This window comes from Pseudoruegeria sp. SHC-113 (genome assembly GCF_025376885.1).
Classification (GTDB): Bacteria; Pseudomonadota; Alphaproteobacteria; order Rhodobacterales; family Rhodobacteraceae; genus Pseudoruegeria.
In genome coordinates this window covers 340,698-360,923 of record NZ_JAHUBR010000001.1, presented here as the reverse complement: position 1 = coordinate 360,923, position 20,226 = coordinate 340,698, and the positions used below count along the sequence as shown (strand labels likewise).

Annotated in this window: 19 protein-coding genes; 8 read left to right on the top strand and 11 right to left on the bottom strand. The window is 64.3% G+C overall.

Translation table 11 applies throughout. The features are described 5' to 3' along the window. Positions 1-7 precede the first annotated feature (7 nt). Entirely contained in the window at positions 8-1,036 is a 1,029-nt protein-coding gene (tdh, locus tag KVX96_RS01745; RefSeq protein WP_261195356.1) for an L-threonine 3-dehydrogenase, read from the top strand. A 74-nt stretch (positions 1,037-1,110) separates the two neighbouring features. Here the strand turns inward: tdh and KVX96_RS01740 are convergent, their stop codons facing one another. The 4 genes from KVX96_RS01740 to KVX96_RS01725 form a co-directional block, all read right to left on the bottom strand. Continuing rightward, positions 1,111-1,668 carry an HdeD family acid-resistance protein gene (locus KVX96_RS01740; protein WP_261192435.1) on the bottom strand — a complete coding sequence of 186 codons (558 nt, stop codon included), beginning with the start codon at positions 1,666-1,668 and terminating at the stop codon, positions 1,111-1,113. A 149-nt stretch (positions 1,669-1,817) separates the two neighbouring features. After that, positions 1,818-2,558, bottom strand: a complete 741-nt coding sequence (locus KVX96_RS01735; RefSeq protein ID WP_261192432.1) for a metallophosphoesterase — start codon at positions 2,556-2,558, stop codon at positions 1,818-1,820. Between the two features lie 120 nt (positions 2,559-2,678). Further along, the gene (serA, locus tag KVX96_RS01730; protein ID WP_261192430.1) at positions 2,679-4,274 is read right to left on the bottom strand and encodes a phosphoglycerate dehydrogenase; all 1,596 of its coding nucleotides are present in this window, start codon (positions 4,272-4,274) and stop codon (positions 2,679-2,681) included. 137 nt (positions 4,275-4,411) lie between these two features. Then, positions 4,412-5,566, bottom strand: a complete 1,155-nt coding sequence (locus tag KVX96_RS01725; RefSeq protein WP_261192426.1) for a phosphoserine transaminase — start codon at positions 5,564-5,566, stop codon at positions 4,412-4,414. 157 nt (positions 5,567-5,723) lie between these two features. Here KVX96_RS01725 and serB point away from each other — a divergent pair, with 157 nt between their 5' ends. Both serB and KVX96_RS01715 read left to right on the top strand, forming a co-directional pair. Beyond that, positions 5,724-6,602, top strand: a complete 879-nt coding sequence (serB, locus tag KVX96_RS01720; RefSeq protein ID WP_261192423.1) for a phosphoserine phosphatase SerB — start codon at positions 5,724-5,726, stop codon at positions 6,600-6,602. A 1-nt stretch (position 6,603) separates the two neighbouring features. Then, the gene (locus tag KVX96_RS01715; protein WP_261192422.1) at positions 6,604-7,362 is read left to right on the top strand and encodes a TSUP family transporter; all 759 of its coding nucleotides are present in this window, start codon (positions 6,604-6,606) and stop codon (positions 7,360-7,362) included. A gap of 23 nt (positions 7,363-7,385) precedes the next feature. Here the strand turns inward: KVX96_RS01715 and KVX96_RS01710 are convergent, their stop codons facing one another. After that, complete coding sequence (locus KVX96_RS01710) at positions 7,386-8,384, bottom strand: asparaginase (RefSeq protein WP_261192420.1); 999 nt, start codon at positions 8,382-8,384, stop codon at positions 7,386-7,388. A gap of 172 nt (positions 8,385-8,556) precedes the next feature. Here KVX96_RS01710 and KVX96_RS01705 point away from each other — a divergent pair, with 172 nt between their 5' ends. The 3 genes from KVX96_RS01705 to rlmN all read left to right on the top strand — a co-directional run bounded on the left by KVX96_RS01705 (position 8,557) and on the right by rlmN (position 11,471). Continuing rightward, entirely contained in the window at positions 8,557-9,093 is a 537-nt protein-coding gene (locus tag KVX96_RS01705) for an invasion associated locus B family protein (RefSeq protein ID WP_261192419.1), read from the top strand. A gap of 95 nt (positions 9,094-9,188) precedes the next feature. Further along, complete coding sequence (locus KVX96_RS01700; RefSeq protein ID WP_261192418.1) at positions 9,189-10,205, top strand: Hint domain-containing protein; 1,017 nt, start codon at positions 9,189-9,191, stop codon at positions 10,203-10,205. Positions 10,206-10,280: 75 nt separating this feature from the next. After that, entirely contained in the window at positions 10,281-11,471 is a 1,191-nt protein-coding gene (gene rlmN / locus KVX96_RS01695) for a 23S rRNA (adenine(2503)-C(2))-methyltransferase RlmN (protein ID WP_261192417.1), read from the top strand. Between the two features lie 132 nt (positions 11,472-11,603). Here rlmN and KVX96_RS01690 read toward each other — a convergent pair whose 3' ends face one another. From KVX96_RS01690 to KVX96_RS01680, 3 genes are all read right to left on the bottom strand, one after another. Next, positions 11,604-12,728 (bottom strand): alanine racemase, encoded by a 1,125-nt coding sequence (locus tag KVX96_RS01690; RefSeq protein ID WP_261192416.1) that lies wholly within the window; start codon positions 12,726-12,728, stop codon positions 11,604-11,606. Beyond that, positions 12,725-14,011 carry a D-arabinono-1,4-lactone oxidase gene (locus tag KVX96_RS01685; protein ID WP_261192415.1) on the bottom strand — a complete coding sequence of 429 codons (1,287 nt, stop codon included), beginning with the start codon at positions 14,009-14,011 and terminating at the stop codon, positions 12,725-12,727. Before KVX96_RS01685 ends, KVX96_RS01690 begins: the two co-directional genes overlap by 4 nt. Positions 14,012-14,105: 94 nt before the next feature. Beyond that, positions 14,106-14,924 (bottom strand): TIGR00730 family Rossman fold protein, encoded by an 819-nt coding sequence (locus KVX96_RS01680; RefSeq protein ID WP_261192412.1) that lies wholly within the window; start codon positions 14,922-14,924, stop codon positions 14,106-14,108. Between the two features lie 148 nt (positions 14,925-15,072). On the opposite strand from KVX96_RS01680, the gene dapD reads away from it, so the two are divergent. Beyond that, positions 15,073-15,900 carry a 2,3,4,5-tetrahydropyridine-2,6-dicarboxylate N-succinyltransferase gene (dapD, locus tag KVX96_RS01675; protein ID WP_261192410.1) on the top strand — a complete coding sequence of 276 codons (828 nt, stop codon included), beginning with the start codon at positions 15,073-15,075 and terminating at the stop codon, positions 15,898-15,900. Here dapD and KVX96_RS01670 read toward each other — a convergent pair. Continuing rightward, positions 15,897-17,465, bottom strand: coding sequence for a choice-of-anchor L domain-containing protein (locus tag KVX96_RS01670; RefSeq protein ID WP_261192407.1), 1,569 nt, complete (start codon positions 17,463-17,465; stop codon positions 15,897-15,899). The two genes, dapD and KVX96_RS01670, sit on opposite strands and share 4 nt — an antisense overlap. A 191-nt stretch (positions 17,466-17,656) precedes the next feature. Between KVX96_RS01670 and KVX96_RS01665 the strand changes: the two genes are divergently transcribed. Continuing rightward, on the top strand, positions 17,657-18,004 hold the full coding sequence (locus KVX96_RS01665) for a hypothetical protein (protein ID WP_261192406.1): 348 nt from the start codon (positions 17,657-17,659) through the stop codon (positions 18,002-18,004). A 20-nt stretch (positions 18,005-18,024) separates the two neighbouring features. Here the strand turns inward: KVX96_RS01665 and KVX96_RS01660 are convergent, their stop codons facing one another. Next, entirely contained in the window at positions 18,025-19,080 is a 1,056-nt protein-coding gene (locus KVX96_RS01660) for a transporter substrate-binding domain-containing protein (RefSeq protein ID WP_261192405.1), read from the bottom strand. A gap of 41 nt (positions 19,081-19,121) precedes the next feature. Continuing rightward, entirely contained in the window at positions 19,122-20,168 is a 1,047-nt protein-coding gene (locus KVX96_RS01655; protein ID WP_261192404.1) for a Hint domain-containing protein, read from the bottom strand. Between the last annotated feature and the right edge of the window lie 58 nt (positions 20,169-20,226).

Here is a 20,226-nt window from a genome sequence, read left to right as displayed (position 1 = left end):
GAACACGATGATTGCCCTTGAGAAATCCCACCCTAAAGAAGGGCTCTGGAAGGTCGACGCCCCGGTGCCGGAAATCGGGCCGGATGACGTGCTGATCAAGGTCAACAAAACCGGGATCTGCGGCACCGATATTCACATCTGGAACTGGGACGACTGGGCCGCGCATACCGTGCCTGTGCCGATGATCACCGGGCATGAGTTCGCCGGAGAGATCGTGGAAGTGGGCCGCGATGTGACGGGGCTTGTCGTCGGCCAGCGCTGCTCAGGCGAAGGCCATCTGATCGGCACCGAGAGCCGCCAGAGCCGGGCCGGAAAATTCCACCTTGATCCCGGCACGCGCGGCATTGGCGTGAACGTGCAGGGGGCTTTCGCACAATACCTGCGCCTGCCCGCCTTCAATGTGGTGCCACTGCCTGATGACATCCCCGACGAGATCGGCGCGATCCTCGATCCGCTAGGCAATGCCGCGCACACGGCGCTCAGCTTCGATCTGCTGGGCGAGGACGTGCTGATCACCGGCGCCGGACCCATCGGGATCATGGCCGCCGCCGTGGCGCGGCACGCCAGTGCGCGGCGGGTGGTGATCACCGACGTGAACCCCGACCGGCTGGCGCTGGCGCAGGCGGTCGTCCCCAAGCTGCGCACGGTGAACGTGGCGCAGGAGGATCTGCAGGACGTGATCCACGAGCTGGGTATGAAGGAAGGTTTTGACGTGGGGCTTGAGATGTCGGGCAATCAGGCGGCGCTGGATCAGATGGTGGAAGCCATGGTCATGGGCGGCAAGATCGCCCTTCTCGGCATTCCGCCGGGCAAATCCCCGGTTGACTGGAGCCGCATCGTCTTCAAGGCGATCACGATCAAGGGCGTCTATGGCCGCGAGATGTTCGAAACCTGGTACAAGATGATCGCCATGCTGCAGAACGGGCTCGACGTGAGCAAGGTGATCACGCACCGCTTCAAGGTCGACGAGTTCCGTGAAGGCTTCGCAGCGATGAAATCCGGCAAGAGTGGCAAGGTCGTGCTGGACTGGACATAGAAAAAGCCCCGGCCAATGTGCCGGGGCTTCCTCATATCAGGCTCTGTTTCGGCGCAACTGGCCGAAAGTCACGTTCAGCCCTTGGTGAGCGAACGCACACCGAAGGCCATCAGAAGCGTGGTGATCCCGGAGGAGAGCAGATCCACGCCGAGCAGGATGCCCAGCAGGCCAGCCGCGATTTCCGGCATGTTGTTGAACACCATGAAGGCCAGCACAATGGAGATGATCCCGGAGATCAGCACGAAGATCCAGCCCGAGGTCGGGCGCAGCTGGAAGCCGAGGATCACGCGCACGAGGCCCGAGATCAGGAACAGGATCGCCACCAGAACGGTGAGCGATACGATGCCTGCCAGCGGGTGACGCATGAGCGAAATGGCGAAGACGATCAGCACGAGGCCGAGGATCGCCCCGAGGATGCGGCTGCCGGTGCTGTCTTCCTTGTCGGCGACGGCGGCGATCAGTTGGATGATGCCGGCTGCCATGAACGTCGCCCCTGCGAGGATCAGGGCCGTGAACGTGGAGGCCAGCGGGTTGAAGAGGCACATGATGCCACCAACGGTGAGCAGCAGGCCAAGGATGAGAAGCCAGATCCAAGAGGGGGATTTAGCCGATTTTGTCTCTGTTGCGGTCATTCTTCCGTCCCTTCCTATCGAAGAATGACGGCAGGCTAGAGGATTGTTGGAATAAATCCAGAGACTTGACCAACAGCCGCCGAAGTCGGCCTCAAGTGTTGCAATAGGGCTCGCCTTATGCGGGTGCCCCAGCACCCCCTGTGCGGGCTTCAGGCTTCAGACGGCAGAAGCGCCTCGCGCCCCTCTTCCCGCAACAGCCAGGCGTCGCGGCCCTCAAACAGTGCCGGAACAAGCGGTCGCCCGTAACCGGTGCCGCCGTCCAGATCCACGCGGTTGCCGAAATGCGCCGGGGCCTCCAGCGCGGTATGGCCGTGGACGATGAGGGGGCCGTGATCGGTGTCATCCTCCAGAAAACCTTCGCGAATCCAGAGAAGATCATCCTCCTGCTGCGCATCCATCGCCACACCGGGGCGGATGCCCGCATGGACGAAGATCACATGCTCGGTCTGCTTGTAGAGCGGCAGGCTTTCGATGAAGTGGATGTGGGCCTCGGGCACTTTCGCATGCACCTCGCGCTGGATCTCGATCGGATCACCCTTCTCGCTCGCCGCAACACCGTAAGAGGCCAGCGTTTCGGCCCCGCCAAGGCGGTAGTCAAACCAGATCAGCCCGGTGCGCGTATTGGGATCCAGCGTGATACGCTTGCGGTAGAAGCGCTCCAGATAGCGATCATGGTTGCCCTTCAGCACGTGCCAGTCCTCGCCCGCCGCAAGCCCGGCCATGAGGTACTCGATCACGCCCCGGCTATTGGGGCCACGGTCGATCAGATCGCCCAGATGGATGATTGGCGCAGGCTGGCCAGAGCGCGCGATGTCGGCGCGGATCAGGGCGTGGGCCTGTTTCAGCGCATCGAGGTGGCCGTGAATATCGCCAATCGCGTAATAGCGCATGAAAGCTTCCTGAAAAACCTTGGTTTCAATCCCGGCCTACATAGGCCGTGTAACACGTAAACGAAACACCCCGGCGCGTGGGCCGGGGTGCAAATAGGCTCTAACTAAGCATAAAATGCCTCAAGCGACGTCAAACGCCAGCGGCTTCACCTGGCGGAACTTGCCGGTATCGCAGAGCTTCTTGATCACCGGCGCGGGCACCGGGGCATCCACGTAAAGCAGCGCGATTGCACCACCACCGATATCGGAGCGGCCGAGGGTGAAGTTTGCGATGTTCACGCCGTTCTCGCCCATCGTCTGACCCAGCGTGCCGATGATGCCCGGCACGTCGTCGTTGGTGGTGTAGAGCATATGCGCGCCCACTTCGGCGTCGATGTTGATGCCCTTGATCTGGATGAAGCGCGGCTTTCCGTCAGAGAAGACGGTGCCTGCAACAGAGCGCTCCATTTTCTCGGTCACGACGGTGATCTTGACGTAGCCGTCGAAGGAGCCGGATTTGTCCTGATTGGTGGTGGAGATCTGGATGCCACGCTCCTTGGCGACCACGGGAGCGGAGACCATGTTCACGTCCGGGTTGGCCTTCTTCATGATCCCGGCGATCACCGAGCAGTTCAGCGCTTCGAGGTTCATCTCGGAGACGACACCATCGTACAGGATGTTGATCGCCTTGATCGGCTCATCCGTCATCTGGCCTGCAAAGGCCCCAAGATGATCGGCCAGCTTGATCCAGGGGCCCATGATGCGGGCTTCCTCGGCGGTGACGGAGGGCATGTTGAGCGCGTTTTCCACGGCACCGGTGAGCAGGTAGTTGGCCATCTGCTCGGCCACCTGCAGCGCCACGTTCTCCTGCGCTTCCGTGGTGGCAGCGCCAAGGTGCGGGGTGCAGACGACGTTGGGCAGGTTGAACAGCGGGTTGTCGGTGGCCGGTTCCACGGAGAACACGTCGAAGGCCGCACCGGCGACATGGCCGGATTTCAGCAGCTCGGCGAGCGCGGCTTCATCCACAAGGCCGCCACGGGCACAGTTGATGATCCGCACGCCCTTCTTCGTCTTGGCGAGGTTCTCGGCCGACAGGATGTTCTTCGTCGTGTCGGTCAGCGGCACGTGCAGCGTGATGAAATCGGCACGCGGCAGCAGCTCTTCCAGCTCGACCTTCTCCACGCCCATCTTCTTGGCCTTCTCCTCAGAGAGGAAGGGATCATAGGCGATGACCTTCATCTTCAGGCCACGGGCGCGATCGCAGACGATGCCGCCGATGTTGCCTGCGCCGATGACGCCCAGCGTCTTGCCGGTGAGCTCAACGCCCATGAACTTGGATTTCTCCCACTTCCCGGCATGGGTGGAGGCAGAGGCCTCGGGGATCTGGCGCGCCACGGCGAACATCATCGCGATGGCGTGTTCGGCGGTGGTGATCATGTTGCCAAAGGGCGTGTTCATCACGATCACGCCCTTCTTGGAGGCGGCTTCCTTGTCCACGTTGTCGGTGCCGATCCCGGCGCGGCCCACCACTTTCAGCTTCGTGGCGGCTTCGAGGATCGTCGGGGTGACTTTCGTGGCGGAGCGGATGGCAAGGCCGTCATACTGGCCGATCACCTCGGCGAGCTTTTCCTTGTCCTTGCCCAGCTGGGGCATGAAATCCACGTCGATCCCGCGGTCACGGAAGATCTGGACGGCGGTTTCAGAAAGCGAATCGGAAACGAGAACTTTGGGGGCCATGGGTTTGGTCCTTTTGAAGGCGGACGGCGTGCGCGGAGTGCAAAGGGCAGCGCCCGTCCCGGGGTGGGGGCGGAGCGCCCGCCCATGGGGCGGGGCGGGCGCTGCCCGGCGTTACCGCCGGGCGTTCATACTTGGGATCAGGCGGCCTGAGCCAGCGCGGCGATCTCGGCCTCGAAGGCCCAGTTCAGCCAGGGCATCAGCGCGGCCACATCGGCGGTTTCCACCGTGCCGCCACACCAGATGCGCAGGCCAGCCGGTGCATCGCGGTAAGCGCCAACGTCCAGCGCCACGCCTTCGGCCTCAAGCCGCTTGGCCACGGCTTTGGCGAAAGCTGCACCATCGGTGATGCGCGGATCGGTGAACTTCAGGCACACCGAGGTGTTGGAGCGGATGGCCGGATCCTCGGCGAGGAAGGCGATCCAATCGTGAGCTTCAACGAACTTGGCCACTTCCGCCGTGTTGGCATCGGCCCGGGCGATCAGCCCCTGCAGCCCGCCCTGCTCCCGCGCCCAGTTCAGGGCGAAGAGATAATCCTCGACGCAGAGCATCGACGGCGTGTTGATGGTTTCTCCGCGGAAGATGCCGTCGATCAGCTTGCCGCCCTTGGTCAGGCGGAAGATCTTGGGCATCGGCCAGGCCGGGGTGTAGCTTTCCAGCCGCTCCACGGCGCGCGGCGACAGGATCAGCATCCCGTGGGCCGCTTCACCGCCCAGCACCTTCTGCCAGGAGAAGGTGGTGACATCGAGTTTGTCCCACGGCAGATCCATCGCGAAGGCGGCCGAGGTGGCGTCGCAGATGGTGAGGCCTTCGCGGTCGGCCGGAAAGAAATCGCCGTTCGGGACGCGCACACCGGAGGTGGTGCCGTTCCAGGTGAAGACCACATCACGGGCGAAATCGACGCTGGCGAGATCCACGATCTCACCGTAGTCGGCGGTCTTGACGATGGCGTCGAGCTTGAGCTGTTTGACCACATCGGTCACCCAGCCGGAGCCGAAGCTTTCCCATGCGAGCATCTCGACCGGGCGCGCGCCCAGGAGGCTCCACATCGCCATCTCGACGGCGCCGGTGTCGGACGCCGGCACGATGCCGATCTTGTAGTCTGCGGGGATGCCCAGAATCTCGCGCGTCTCTTCGATCGCGGCGAGGAGCTTGGCTTTGCCCACGGCAGCACGGTGGCTGCGGCCCAGCGGGGCGTCGGCAAGAGCATCAACTGTCCATGAGGCAGGTTTGGCACAGGGGCCAGAGGAGAAACGCGGGTTGGCCGGGCGAACGGCCGGAGTCTCGGTAACCATTGCTGGTATCCTTCCAGATAAGCGCCCCTCGTTGGGGAGGGGTGTCCCGCCGCCCGAATACGCCCAAGCGCGGGGATGGCGCAAGACGCTTTTCTGCGCTAAAGCGCCGCCTGAGAACAAATCCGCCACGCCCGCGTCCACTATCGGAAACCTGCCCATGTTTATCGTCACCCTGCTTGCCGCGCCCGGCTCCGGCGCGCTCACCGGCCCCACGATCGAAGCTCTGCGCAACGCCTGGGGCGGTGGCACGGCAACCTGGCTTAACCCCGATGAAGCCGCTGAATTTCCTATTGAATCCGTGCCCGGCAATCGCTGGGATGTCTGGGCGGAGATGCAGGATCTGGGCATCGACATGGCTGTGCAACCCGCCGAAAACCGCCGCAAGAAGATGCTGCTGGCGGATATGGACAGCACGATGATCGAGCAGGAATGCATCGACGAACTGGCCGCCGAAGCCGGGGTCGGCCCCCGCGTGGCCGAGATCACGGCGCGGGCGATGAATGGCGAGCTGGATTTCGAAGGCGCCTTGAAAGAGCGCGTTGGCCTGCTGAAAGGCCTGCCCGAATCGGTCATCGGCAAGGTGCTGGCCGAGCGCATCACCTTCATGCCGGGCGGGCGGGTGCTGCTGGCCACGATGAAGGCCAACGGCGGCCACGCGGCGCTTGTCTCGGGCGGCTTCACCGCCTTCACCGCCAAAGTGGCGGGCGAGCTGGGCTTTGACGAGAACCGCGCCAACACGCTGCATATCGAGAACGGCACTCTGACGGGCACCGTCGGGATGCCGATCCTTGGCCGCGAAGCCAAGGTGCAAGCGTTGGAGGAGATCACCGCGCGCCTTGGCATCCGTGAGGCCGATGTGATCGCCGTGGGCGATGGGGCCAATGATCTGGGCATGTTGGACCGCGCCGGGGCGGGCGTGGCGCTACACGCCAAGCCTTCCGTCGCCGCGCAATGCGACCTGCGCATCAACTTCGGCGATCTGACCGCGCTTCTTTATCTGCAAGGCTACAGCGTGGCCGATTTCGCAGGCAACTAGCGTGTTCGAAGTCAGCCTTGAGGTGCTGCTGCTCCTGCTGGGCGCAGCCTTCTTCGCCGGGTTTCTGGATTCCATCGCGGGCGGCGGCGGGCTGATCGCTCTGCCCGCGCTTCTGCTGGCGGGCGCGCCGCCTGTCACCGCACTGGCCACCAACAAGCTGCAGGGGATGTTCGGCACCGCCACTGCCGCCTGGGCCTATGCCGCAGGCGGCCACGTGAGCCTGCGCCGTCAGGCGCTGCCCGCCGCCATCGCCTTCGCCGCCTCGATGTGCGGCGCTTTGGTGGTGAGCTGGATTCCCACCGAATGGATCACCTACGCGCTGCCCTTCCTGATGATCGCCATCGCGCTTTATTTCGCGCTGAAAAAGGGGCTTGATGACACCGACCGCCACGAACGGCTCACGCCGATGGTGTTCAGCCTGACGATGGTGCCCTTGCTGGCCTTCTACGATGGCGTCCTCGGCCCCGGCACCGGCAGCTTTTTCATGCTCGCCTTCGTCACGCTGGGCGGCGCAGGCATCCTGAAAGCCACCGCCCGCACCAAGCTTCTGAATTTCGCCTCTAACGCGGGCGCGATCGTTGTGTTTGCCTTCGTGGCCACCCCGTGGTGGGCCACCGGGCTTGCCATGGGCGCGGCGCAGATTGCCGGGGCGAAGGTCGGCTCGAGCCTCGCGCAGAAAAAGGGCGCGAAGCTGATCAAGCCGCTCTTGGTGCTTTCCTCTTCGGCGCTGGCGATCCGGCTGATGTGGGAGTGGTTCTAGGCCACACCCACAGCGAATGCCCGTCAGGCCAGCGCGACGGCGGGCTTGATGATCCCGGCCTCAAGCCCGCGGCGGCTGTATTGGATGGCGTTCATCCGCTTGCGCGTCGCCGGGTGCTCCGGGTCCAGCACGCCCAGTTTCACGAGGATCGCGGCAATCGCGCATTCCGAAGCGCGGGTGGTGCCATCGACGATCTTCAGGGCAATACCCAGACCAAGTTCCGGCAGGATTGCGGTGAACACAGCCTCTGCGCCTGTCTTGATCGCCACTTTGCCTCCCATCGCTCGCATCAGCTCGGTGCAGGCACGGCCTTCACCGGCCACAAGCTCCGGGTAAGCCACCATCGCATCGCGCAATGCCGCCGCCGCCTTCTCCCGCGCGCTGGCCCCATCGGCCTGTGCCGTGGCAAAGAAGGCCATGGCACAGGCCAGCCCGTGCACGGTGGTGGCGAAGTTGGGGGCGGAACAGCCGTCGATCCCGTAGCCCGGTGTTTCCAGCCCCGTCACTTCTGAGAAGGTGGTGCGGATTTCCTGCTGCATGGGGTGGTCCACCTCGGTGTATTCCGGCCCCCAGCCCATGTGCTTGCCGAAGGTCAGGAAGCCCGCGTGTTTGCCGGAGCAGTTGTTGTGCACCTGGCAGGGTTCCTCATGGGCGCGGATCAGAGCGAATTTGGCGTCCTTGTCGTCGGGCACCTGAGGGCCACAGCGCAGGTTGGCATCGGCCATGCCCAGATCGGCCAGCCAGGCGTTGACACGATCGGTGTGGATCGCCGCGCCATTGTGGGAGGCACAGGCCAAGGCCAGATGCTCCTGCCGCAGCCCATGGGCCGCCGCCGCACCGCTTTCGATCAGGGGCAGCGCCTGAATCATCTTGCAGGAGGAGCGCGGATAGATCAGCTGATCGGGATCGCCCCAAGCGTGCAAGATCTGACCAGACCCGTCGCAAACCACAGCATGCCCCCGGTGAACCGACTCAAGGAACGGCCCGCGCCAGAGCTCCACCATATCTACCGGATCAGCCATGCCATTCTCCTTCCGCTTTGCGCGATTTTCCGCCAACAGGCCTTTCATCGCGGCCCGATTTCAAGCTATTGTCCGCGCAATCGGGTAAAGAATGCGCGAGCCTTTGAAAAGCCAAAACAACCGGCTCTGAAGGCGCGCACTAGAGGCAACGTCAGCTGGAGGCAGCACACACATGACATCGATCGTAGCACGCGGGCTTGGCGCGGCGGCACTGGCTTGTTTTGCCGTTGGCGCATCGGCTCAGGAAACGTCCGAATCCACCAATCGCGTGGCCGCGAAAACCGACTGGAGCGTTTTCGTTGAAGACGATCCCACCGAATGCTGGGCCGTGTCGAGCCCCAAGGAAACGGTGAACACCAAGGATGGCCGTGTTGTGGCCGTGCGCCGCAGCGATATCCTGCTCTTCGTCACCTACCGCCCCGGCTCCAGCGTGGAAGGCGAAGTCTCCTTCACCGGCGGCTATCCTTTCGCCACGGGCTCCACCGTCAGCGTGCAAATCGGGGACGACAAGTTCGATTTCCTGACCCAGGGCGAAAACGCCTGGCCGAGCTCGGTGGATCAGGACAAATCCGTCGTCGCCGCCATGAAGCGCGGGGCGGAAGCCAAGGTCACCGGGCGCTCCTCGCGCGGCACCCGCACGGAGGACACCTTCTCGCTGCTCGGCTTCACCGCCGCCCTTGAGGAAGCCGCAAAACGGTGCGGAGGTTAACAGCCTTCGCCCCAACTTTCGCCATGATTGCATCTTACTGCTTGTGACAACACCAGAAGGCGTGACACACGCCCCGAGCACGAGCACAGAGCAGCATGGCAGACCCTTTCCTCTCCGAGATTCGCTACGCCGGGCCCGCGTCCGGCGATTTCGCCGAAGTCGCCGTTGACCCCGACAGCCAGAAGGCCGGGATCCAGCTTGTTGTTTACCACCCGGACGGCACCATGCGCGGCATTTACGCGCTCGGCAGCCCCGTGGCGCAGGTGAACGGCTACGATCTGCACCATATTGCGACCACGGGTATTTCCCGCGACGGCGCGGTGGCGCTGACCTCTGGCGGTGTCGTCTCTTCTTTCCTGTCTTTTGAGCGCCATGTAACGGCGGTGGAAGGCCCCGCCATCGGCCGCAGCTCCCGCCGCATCGGCGTGGTGAACCGCACGGGCGAAACACTCGTCTCCGGCGATGGCCGCGCCTACCGCATTCACGCGGGCGAAAGCAGCGAACTGGTGCCGAGCTTCCTTGAAGGCACGGTGGTGAACACGCCCTACGGGCCCCGCCCGGTGGAAGAGCTGCGCAGCGGCGATGTGGTGATCACCGACGAGGGCCTGCGCGTGTTGCGTTGGGTGGGCCGCCGAACGATCTCTGCCGCCTATGCCGTGGCCCACAATCTGCAACCGATCCGTATCCCGGCCCACAGCTTTGGCCCCAACACCCCGATGCATGATCTCATCGTTTCGCCGAACCAGCGCCTCTGCCTCGGAAGCGCGCATTTCCCTGCCTTTTTCGACCGGGAAGAAGTCATGGTGCCGGCGGACCAGCTTGCCGGTTGGAAGGGCATCCGCGCGGCCCGTCGCCTCGGGCAAGTGAGCTATGTGCACCTGCTGTTCGACACCCCCTGCACCGTCACCGCCAACGGGCTGGCAGCGGAGTGTTTCCACCCGGCCGCGCGCGCCGCGATGCACCTGTGCCGTACCGCCCGCCGCGAGCTGCTGCTGCGCTTCCCCGAGATGCTGTCCCCGACCGAAGCGCCCTCGCCTGCCGAAGCGCCCTCGTTGCAGCGCCACGAGACGCGCCTTGCCCTGCGACTGCTGGATCTTCCCGACGCCGCGTGACGCCTTTTGCGCACCATTCCGTTTTGCGCCAGAATGGTGTAACAGCCTCCTTCGATTCCTCGAAAGGCACGCACCATGACGGCGAAAGCACCGATCACGCAGGACGTTCTGACGATCCCCCGCAAGCTTGACGGCAGCGGCAAGACAAATCTCGTGGGCCTCACCCGCGAGCAGCTGCGCGACACGCTGATCGAAGCCGGCACGCCTGAGAAACAGGCGAAGATGCGGGTTGGGCAGGTCTGGCAGTGGATCTACCAGAAGGGCGTGCAGAGCTTTGACGAGATGACCAATCTCGCCAAACCCTACCGCGCTTTGCTGGACGAGAACTTCATCATCGCCCGCCCCGAACTGGTGACGAAACTCGTCAGCGAGGACGGCACGCGCAAATATCTGGTGCGCATCGCCGGCGGCCATGAGGTCGAGATCGTCTATATCCCCGAGGAAGATCGCGGCACGCTTTGTGTGTCCTCGCAAGTGGGCTGCACGCTCACCTGTTCCTTCTGCCACACGGGCACGCAGAAACTGGTGCGCAACCTGACCGCGGGCGAGATCGTGGGCCAGGTGCTGCTGGTGCGCGATGATCTGGGCGAATGGCCCGAACCGGGGCGTGCGCCCAAGAACGAGACGCGGCTTCTCTCCAACATCGTGCTGATGGGCATGGGCGAGCCGCTCTACAATTTCGAAAACGTGCGCGACGCGATGAAGATCGCGATGGACCCGGAAGGAATCTCGCTCTCCCGCCGCCGCATCACGCTCTCGACCTCCGGCGTGGTGCCGGAAATGGCCCGCACCGCCGAGGAGATCGGCTGTCAGCTGGCGATCAGCTTCCACGCCACCACCGACGAGGTGCGCGACGTGCTGGTGCCGATCAACAAGCGCTGGAACATCGAGAAGCTGATGGAGGCGCTGGCGAGCTACCCGAAGGCTTCGAACTCCGAGCGGATCACCTTTGAATACGTGATGCTGAAGGGCGTGAACGATTCCGACGAGGATGCGCACCGCCTGCTGGATCTGATCAAGACGTATAAGGTGCCGGCCAAGATCAACCTGATCCCCTTCAACGAATGGCCCGGCGCGCCCTACGAGCGGTCGTCCAACAACCGCATCCGCGCCTTTGCCAACATCATCTACCAAGGCGGTTTCGCCACCCCGATCCGCACCCCGCGCGGCGAGGACATCATGGCCGCCTGTGGCCAGCTGAAAAGCGAAACCGAGCGCGCCCGCAAGAGCCGCAAGCAGATCGAAAGCGAAGCCGGGCTGGGTTAGAGCCGGTTTCAGCGCAGTGTGCGACGGTAGCGCCGACCCGAGGGGTGGTGCAATCGCGCCGCCCCGTGGGGGCGGGTCGGCGCGGCCCAACAGTGCCTGTTGGGCGTTTCCTCTCATTGGGCGCGCCTATCGTTACAAGATCGGAAACGGCTTCTCGCGGCCCGTGATCTGCGCCCCGTCAAACTGCCAAAGCTCTGGAAACTGCTGAATGACGGCCTCCGATTGCGTGGGCCGCAACACCACCGCCTCCGGCGCGTCGCCGCGATAGGTGAAGCCCTGCTGGTTGGAGGAGGGCCCGAAAAACGGGCTCTGTTTCAGCCCCGCGGGCCAGATCGGCGCAGCCATCCATTTGCCACCGTAGATAAAGGCAATTTCCGGCGCGATCATTCCCGTTTTCCGCAGGAGTCTGGACAGTTGCGGATGGCCGGGCAACCCGTGCGGATGCGTCTTCAACACCGGGCTCACGATCCACAACGCGGGCTCTATGTCGGCGTTTTGCGGCTGATCGAAGTCCGATGGCTTCACGATCAGCGAGCCAACCGTCAGATCATTGGCGGGGCCACCTTCGGGCAGGTCCAGCACCGTCGTGGAGCCGCCGGTGTTCACGATCTCCGCCGCGCCTTCAGGTAGCAACGCCTTGAACGCCGCCAGCCGCGCCCGCGCCGCATCGGCGGCTTTCGCCCCCCGCCCCAGCAAGCCCGGCATTGCATTCACATGGGCCTCGTAGCCCATCACGCCCACCGGCTGGAGGGGGCCGCAAGCCCCAAGCGCCTGCGCCAGATCCTCAGGCTCAGCCAAGCCTCCGCGCCCTAGGCCGATGTCCACCTCGAAGGCCACGCGCAGCTTGAGCCCGCGTTGCTCGGCCAAGGCACGATAGGCCGCGAGGCGGGGCAGCGAGTCCACGAGCCATGCCACCTGCCCAGCGCGCAGTTCATCGTCGAGAAACCGCGCCACCTCCTGCACGGGCATGGGTTTGCCCATGAGGACGGAGGTGTTGGGGAACCGCGCCAGAACCGCCCGCGTGATCGGCAGGTGGAAAGACATAACTGCCTGCGCCCCAAGCCCTGCGAAAGCCGACTCCAACAGGCAGGGCGCGGGCAGGGATTTGTCTGCAATCCGCACCCGGTAGCCCTTGGGCAGAGCCTGTTTCAACGCGCTCAGGTTTCGCGCCAGACGTGCGGTATCAAGCACCATTGCCGGGCGATGCACACCGGCCAGTGAAAGCGCTCTGGTCAGGGTTTCGAAGTAGCCGCTCATTGCCCGAGCAGTTCCCGCATGTAGGGCGTCAGGAAGCGCCCCTCAGGATCCAACGCGCGGCGTGCTTCAATAGCTGCGTCCCACATCGGGTAGAGCCTGCGCAGGTCTTCAGCCTTGAGCGAATGCATCTTGCCCCAATGGGGGCGGCCGTCATACTCGGCGAAAATCGTCTCTATCGCGGCCAAAAGCGCCTCAAACGGCTTGCCTGCCTCGTGATGCACGGCGATGGAGACGCTGAGGCGCTTGTAGAAGGGCGAAAGCCAGAGATCATCCGCCGCGACCGTGCGCACCTCCATCGGGAAGTAGACATCGCGGAAGTCGCGCTCCACCACCTCGATCACCCGGCGCAGCGCCTCAGGCCCGGCCTCGGCAGGCAGATGATACTCGCTTTCGTTGAAACGGATGCCGTCCCGATCTGTCGGGAAGGCGCGGTGCCAATCCTCGATAAAATGCTCTTTCACATGGCCTTTCAGGGCCAAACCCAGCGCAAAACGCCGCAATCCGGGGGCGGCGCGGGTGAGCCTTGCGGCCAGCCGCAGCTGGCGCAGCCCCTCCTGATCCTTGTCCGGCGGGCGCGCCAAGAGCGGATCTTCCGTCGCGCGGCTCTCCATCACCAGGGCCTGCCGCGAACCGGTGATGTAGTAGAACTCCACATTGCGCGCCGCCTGCATCCGGGGGCCGAAATCGGAAAGCATCTCCTCGATGGGCAGCGCATAGCGGCTGCGCTCCAGCCGGTAGGGCGCGACGGTGCGGATCACCGCCTCCGTCACCACGCCGCCGGTGCCGATACCCACCGCCATGGCCTTGAACAGATCCGCGTCGCGTTCGCGGTGGATCACCCGCCGCGCGCCGGTGCCGTCCACGAACGTGAGCTCTTCCAGCATCGAAGGGTAGCAGCCAAAGCCCGCGCCGGTGCCATGGGTCGCCGTGCCCAGCGCGCCGCCGACGGTTTGATCGTCAATGTCGCCCATATTGGCCAGCGCATGGCCCATGGCATTCAACTGCCCAGTAAGCGCGCCCAGCGTGATCCCAGCCCCAATGCGAGCGCGTTTGCTGCCGTCCTCCGCCTCCGGCAAGGCCTCCACCCCGTCAAAACCGGAAAGCCGCAGCAGCGTGCCTCCGTCCACGGCGGCGATGGGCGAGAAGGAATGGCCAGACCCCACGGGCCGCACGGGGCCTTCGCTTCCGGTTATCGCGGTGCACAGAGCCGCCTCATCTGCCACCTCGCAGACCCGCGCGGGACGCGCCACCGCGCTGCCCGACCAGTTGGACCATTGCTGCATTGCCTAGCCTCCCCATCGCTGATCCTCAGGATGGGCGAAAAGCGCGGAGGCGGTAAATCCGAAAACGCGAACGACGTGGCGGAAAGGCGGCCGTTTAGGGCTGCGCCCAGCCCTCCATCGCCGCGATGGCCTCTTCGGCGGTATCCACGAAGCGGAAGAGATCCAGATCCTCGGCCGAGATCGTGCCCGCATCCGCCAGTGCCTCCCAGTTGACGATCGTCTGCCAGAACTCCTTGCCAAAGAGCAGGATCGGGATCGGGTCCATCCGCTGGGTTTGGATCAGGGTGAGGCTCTCGAACAGCTCGTCCAACGTGCCAAACCCGCCCGGAAACACCGCAATCGCCTTGGCGCGCATCAGGAAATGCATCTTGCGGATCGCGAAATAGTGAAAGTTGAAGCTGAGTTCGGGCGTCACATAGGGGTTTGGCGCCTGCTCATGCGGCAGCACGATGTTGAGCCCGATAGAGGCCCCGCCGGCATCATCGGCGCCCCGGTTGCCCGCCTCCATCACGCCCGGCCCGCCGCCGGTGACAACAACATATTCCTTGCCGTAGGTCGAAAGCGATTTCTCGGTGATGCGCCGGGCAAACTCGCGCGCCTCGTCGTAGTAGGCCGAAAGCTGCGCCAGCGTCTTGGTGCGGGCTGTGTCCTTCTTCGACGGCTCCGGGATGCGCGCGCCGCCGAACATCACGACGGTGGAGTTGATCCCACGCTCGTCCAGCAGCATCTGCGGCTTGAGCAGTTCAAGCTGCAGCCGCACCGGGCGCAGCTCCTCGCGGCACATGAAATCCGTATCCGCATAGGCCAGCCTATAGGCCGGAGAGCGCGTCTGCGGCGTATCCGGGAGGTGCTTGGCCGTTTCCGCATCCATATGGGAATCGCGGAACGGATGGGCGCGGGGCTCGTCTTTCATGAATAATTCCTTGTTCGCTACCTTTTCACGTTACCCCGCCTCGCTGCACGGCAGCAAGGGACGATCCGCGCGCAGCCGATCACGCCTCGGGGATTGCCCGACAGGGGGCAACCGCCTATAGCAGGCGCGCGACAATTGGAGGCCTTACATGTCTAACGCTCAGCTCGAAGCTGCCATCGAAGCCGCCTGGGAGGCGCGCGACCAGATCACCCCCGCTACCACGGGCGAAACCCGCGAGGCCATCGAGGACACGCTGAACGCGCTCGATTCCGGCCAGCTGCGCGTGGCCGAGAAGCTTGCGAGCGGCGATTGGCACGTGAACCAATGGGCCAAGAAGGCCGTGCTGCTGGGCTTCCGCATCAAGGATATGGAAGAGCAATCCGGCGGGCCGCAGGGCTCTGGCTGGTGGGACAAGGTCGACAGCAAGTTCAAGGGCTGGGGCGACAACCAGTGGAAGGCCGCAGGTTTCCGCGCCGTGCCCAACGCCGTGGTGCGCAAATCCGCCTTCATCGCGCCGGGCGTGGTGCTGATGCCCTCCTTCGTGAACCTCGGCGCCTACGTGGATGAGGGCACGATGGTCGACACCTGGGCCACCGTGGGCTCCTGTGCGCAAATCGGCAAGAACGTGCACCTCTCCGGCGGCGTCGGCATTGGCGGCGTGCTGGAGCCGATGCAGGCCGGGCCGACGATCATCGAGGACAACTGCTTCATCGGCGCGCGCTCCGAGGTGGTGGAAGGCTGCATCGTGCGCGAGGGCTCCGTGCTGGGCATGGGCGTGTTCATCGGCCAATCCACCAAGATCGTGGACCGCGAAACCGGTGAAGTGATGTATGGCGAAGTACCGCCCTACTCCGTGGTGGTAGCTGGCTCCCTGCCGTCGAAAAACGGCGTCAACCTCTACTGCGCGGTGATCGTGAAGCGCGTGGACGAGCGCACCCGCTCCAAGACCGGCATCAACGAGCTGCTGCGCGACTAACCAAACAGCGCGCGGCTCTCGTAGCCGCGCAAGCTGACCCGGGCCGAGGGCCCGTAGCCATAGCCGGTGAGCGCATCGCTCGTGGGCATCAGGCGCAGGATTTCCGCCCGGGTTTCGGGATCGAAACTCTCCATCGTTTCGCGGCCCGGGTGGTAGCTTTCGCTTTGGGCACCGTTGGCCCAGATGATCTCATGGCGGTCAAACAGAAGGTGCACATAGGTGACCTGTGCGCCATCCTCCTGCACCCGCACGCTCTGCCCGTTCACGAGGTGTTTGGCCTTCACAAGCACCTCCCGCTCGCCAAACAGCAGCGCCGCGCGGGCCGAGACGAGCAGCATCCGGTGATTGGCCGACACCGCCACCTCCTCATGCTGGCCCAGAGCCCCCGCCTCGAAGACCACCGGCGCGTCCTTGCCTTCTGCCTTGCGGCGCGACATGCCAAGCCAGCGCAGGGCCTGCGGCCCGTGATCGCGGGTGATGACCCGATCGCCGGGGCGTAGTCGCTCCACCGGCACGTCGCCAGAAACCGTCTTGATCAGGGTGCCAGCCACGAAACAGGGCACGGTGGTGAGGCTGACAAAGGCCGTATCCGTGTTGCCCGCCGCATCCGTCACCTCATAGGAGAACTGGTTGGTGCCCTCCTCGCCATCGGAGGTGATCGTGAAGGTGCCATCGGCGTTCAGCATCACCATTTCGCCGGTGGGCAGGGTGACCGTCTGCCCGGCCACCACAGGCGTGCCGTTGATGGCGGTGATTGTCAGGGTGCCAGGCACGGTGGAATTATCGTTCGCAAGAACATCCACCACCTGCGGCTGGGTGTGATCGAGCGTGACGGCATCATCCCCGGCCACCAGCGCCGTCTGGATACTGTCCCCCGCGATCAGAAGGTTGGAATCATAGACCCCATCGCCCCCATCAGCGATGGCGATCTTGATCGTGTTCTCTTCCCCGGCCGTTACATTGGCTTTCAGGGTGAGCGTGATCGTCAGCCCGTCCATCTCGGTGTTGACGGGATCAAGGCCAGCCGGGTTGTCGATATAGAGGTTCTGGTTCGACTGATCGTTGATGTTGTTGATGGTGATATCGCCATCGCCAACCGTCAGCTCAGCCTTCACGCCATTGACCCAGATGCCCACGGCATCATTGAAGCCGGAATTCACGTACTCCAGATACTCTTCCGAGGAAAACACCACCTGCATCGTCAGCACGTCGCCTTGCGGGATGAAGGTGGCCTCGAAGATCGCGGCGTCAAACGTCTGGGCACCGGCGATGGCGTTCAGGTCGGAATCGCCGGCGAGGTTCCAATTGGTGGAGGTGCCGGAGGAGGTATTGGCATCGCCGGAACTGTTCGTCACATCCGTGGCGCGGCCCGTGGAGAGGATCACGCCGGTATCAGAGGGGGTGAGTTGGGGGGCCGTGGTATCACCGCCGGAATAGATGCCTGACGCCCCGCCCGCGCCGGTGTAGCTCGCCCCGACGATTTCGATACCGGAGCCAAACATGGCTTCCGCCATCTGATCGGCGGTGGCGTTGGTGTTGATGGACAATTCGGACGCAGCGACCACGGGGCAACCTCATACACGGGTAAAAACACGCTAGGAGGGATACGCCTAATGAAGGCTGAACTGCCGGGGCCTTCGGGATAGGTCTTTCCCGAAAGTATGAGTCAAATCCATGCGGATGGGGAAAGCACCCACCTCGCAGGGTCTTTGCAGGGCTGTTGACCGGCGCAGGCGCAAGCGGTAGTGGCGGGCCTATGACGAAGGAAAAGAAACCCAAGAAGCCCTCGCGCCAGCAGGTGTTCACCTTGCTCGTGGAAGTCGGGCGCAAGACAGGCGACGGGCTGCCCAAGGGCGCAACCGGCGCGGCGCTGGTGTGCTATGCCTCCGGCGTGGACGAGGCCGAGGCCGTGCGCGAAACCGTGGCGATCCTGAAACAGGCCGATCTGGCCCCGCTCGAAATCAGCGGCTACGGCACGCTGGAGGAACGGCTGGCCGAAGGCCATGACATCCCCGACGAAGAGCAGGCCCTGATGGCCCGCGCGCTGGAGGAAAACAGCGTCATCGTCGCGCAGATGACGCCCTTCTTCGAAGAAAAAGCCTGAGCCGTCTATCGCGGTTCGGATCAGTTCGTGCGGCCGAACCACTTGCGGCTGAGATCGTCGTAGGTGCCGTTTTCCTTGAGGCGCAGAAGCGCCTGGTTCACGGGCTCCGCCAGCGGGCTGTTGGTGGGGAAGGCGATGCCGTAGTCCTCACGCAGGAACACCCCGCCTTTCAGCTCACCCAGCCGCCGCCCGCGCGTGTTGACGTAATAGGCAAGGATCGGCGCGTCGAAGACAACGGCATCAAGCTCGCCGTCTTCAAACGCCTGCAGCAGCGCGTCCAGATCCTCGTAGCCGATGTAGCGCAGATCGCGCCCGGCCAGAAAGACACTGGCGGTGGAGCCCGAAGTGGTGCCCACAAGCTTGCCTTCCAGATCGGAGATCGAGTTCACCGAGCTCTGGATCGCCTTCACCGTCATGGCGGCGGTGATGTTGGCGACGAAAATCGAGACGATGAACAGCGAGGAGATCACGAGGAACACGCCGAAGATGCGCCCGAAGAAGGTGCGCGGCATGCGCTCCTCGAAGCCGCCGTTCACCACGAGGTTCAGCGCCCACCAGAAGGACGGGAAGATCGCCTCTTTCGCGGGCCTGTCGAAATAGGGCTGCGCGCGGCGCTCAAAGGCCCACATCAGCATCCCGCCACCCAGCAGAAGGCCGAAGGCCAGCGCCACGGCGATCAGCAGATCGCGCGACAGGATCGCGTTCCAAACAGAAAAGCTGCTCTGGTTTGACGCCGGCACCATCACCTGCAGGCCCGACTCAAAGATCGGCTGCGAGTAATCCATGATCATCTCGCGACTGGCGGTGATCGAGATATTGGCCACCGCCGCATCGACCTGCTCGGTGGTCACGAGATCCAGCATCTCCTGAAACTCTTCGACCCGGACGACCTCGTACTCCTGCTCCAGCTCCGCCATGAGTGCGGCCCAGAGATCGAGGCTGAAGCCCGTTTCGGCCCCGTTTTCCACCATGGAGAAGGGCGGACGCGTCACGGTGGCGACGCGCAGATCCTGCGCCACCGCCTGCGAGAGCAGGGACGCGGTGGCAAGCATCAAGGCGGCGATCAGGCGGATCATCGAAAAAGTCCCGTCGTTCTACAGTTCTCAGCGCGCCTGTTTCAGGCTGTCAGCGCGAACCGCAGGGTCGGCGCCTCATAGGCCCTGAGTTGTGGGCGGGCCACGCGTTCGTGGCGTGGTAGTCGATCCGGGGCGATCTCTGCAAGCAAAGTCGTGCGCAGGAGCGCAGGGTCATCGCACAGATCGCCGACGAAAAGGCTCTCCAGTTCCAGCCCGTCCACGGTGAGCACCTCGTGGTCGTCGAGCAGGATCTGGTGGTAACAGACCGTCGCCGCCACGGTGTCCAGCACCGCCTTGCGCCCGTCCACGAGGTGGCGGGCTTCCACGAACATCTCCTCCTCGCCAAACAGATATTCCACCGAGGCCCCTTCAAACAGCACCCGCTGGTCCGGGCCAAGGAGCAGATCGCGGGCGAGGCCGAAATGGGGCGCGCGCAGGCGCACCGGGCGGAAGCCGCCCACCGATGGCACGCTGCGCCGCACCACCCAGCGCACAGGCTGAAGGCCGTTGTCGCGCGTCACAATACGATCACCGGGCTGCAGGGTTTCGATCGCACGGGGGCCGTGTTCGGTCAGCACCGCGGCCCCGGCGGCGATGGAGGCCGCAAGGCCGACGGGCTCCATGTCCTCGGACACGCCGGCAAAGGCCAGATCCGCATCCATCACCGGCCGCGCGGCCCCGGCCAATGCGCGGGCAGGCACGGCCAGAACGCCGCGATACTCCGATTGCGAGAGCCAGCCGTCCAGCAGGTTCTCGACGGTGAGCACCCCGAGGGACTCCTCAAGGCACCAGGAGTAGGTGATGCGCAGGCTGCGATGGCTGCTGGAGGTGCCGCTCTTGGCGGCGATGATGCGCTGCTCCGGCCCGTCGCGCAGTTCCAGCCGGACAACGCCATGGGGATCCACCGTGAGCGTTAGCCCAAAACCCGGCGCGCCTTGCGGCGTGGCAAGGGCCACGAAGGGCTCAGAGCGGGAGGCACAGAGCGCAAGCTCCACCACGAGGCTGCCACGCGGCCCCGGATCGGGCAGCGCGGGGCCGGCGTCGCGGAAGGCCTGCGCGCGGGAATCGATGAGGGCTCGCCATGTCATTCTTCTTCGTGCCTTCTTATTGGCAGCCGTTGACCGGCCACATCTTCTTTCCCAGACA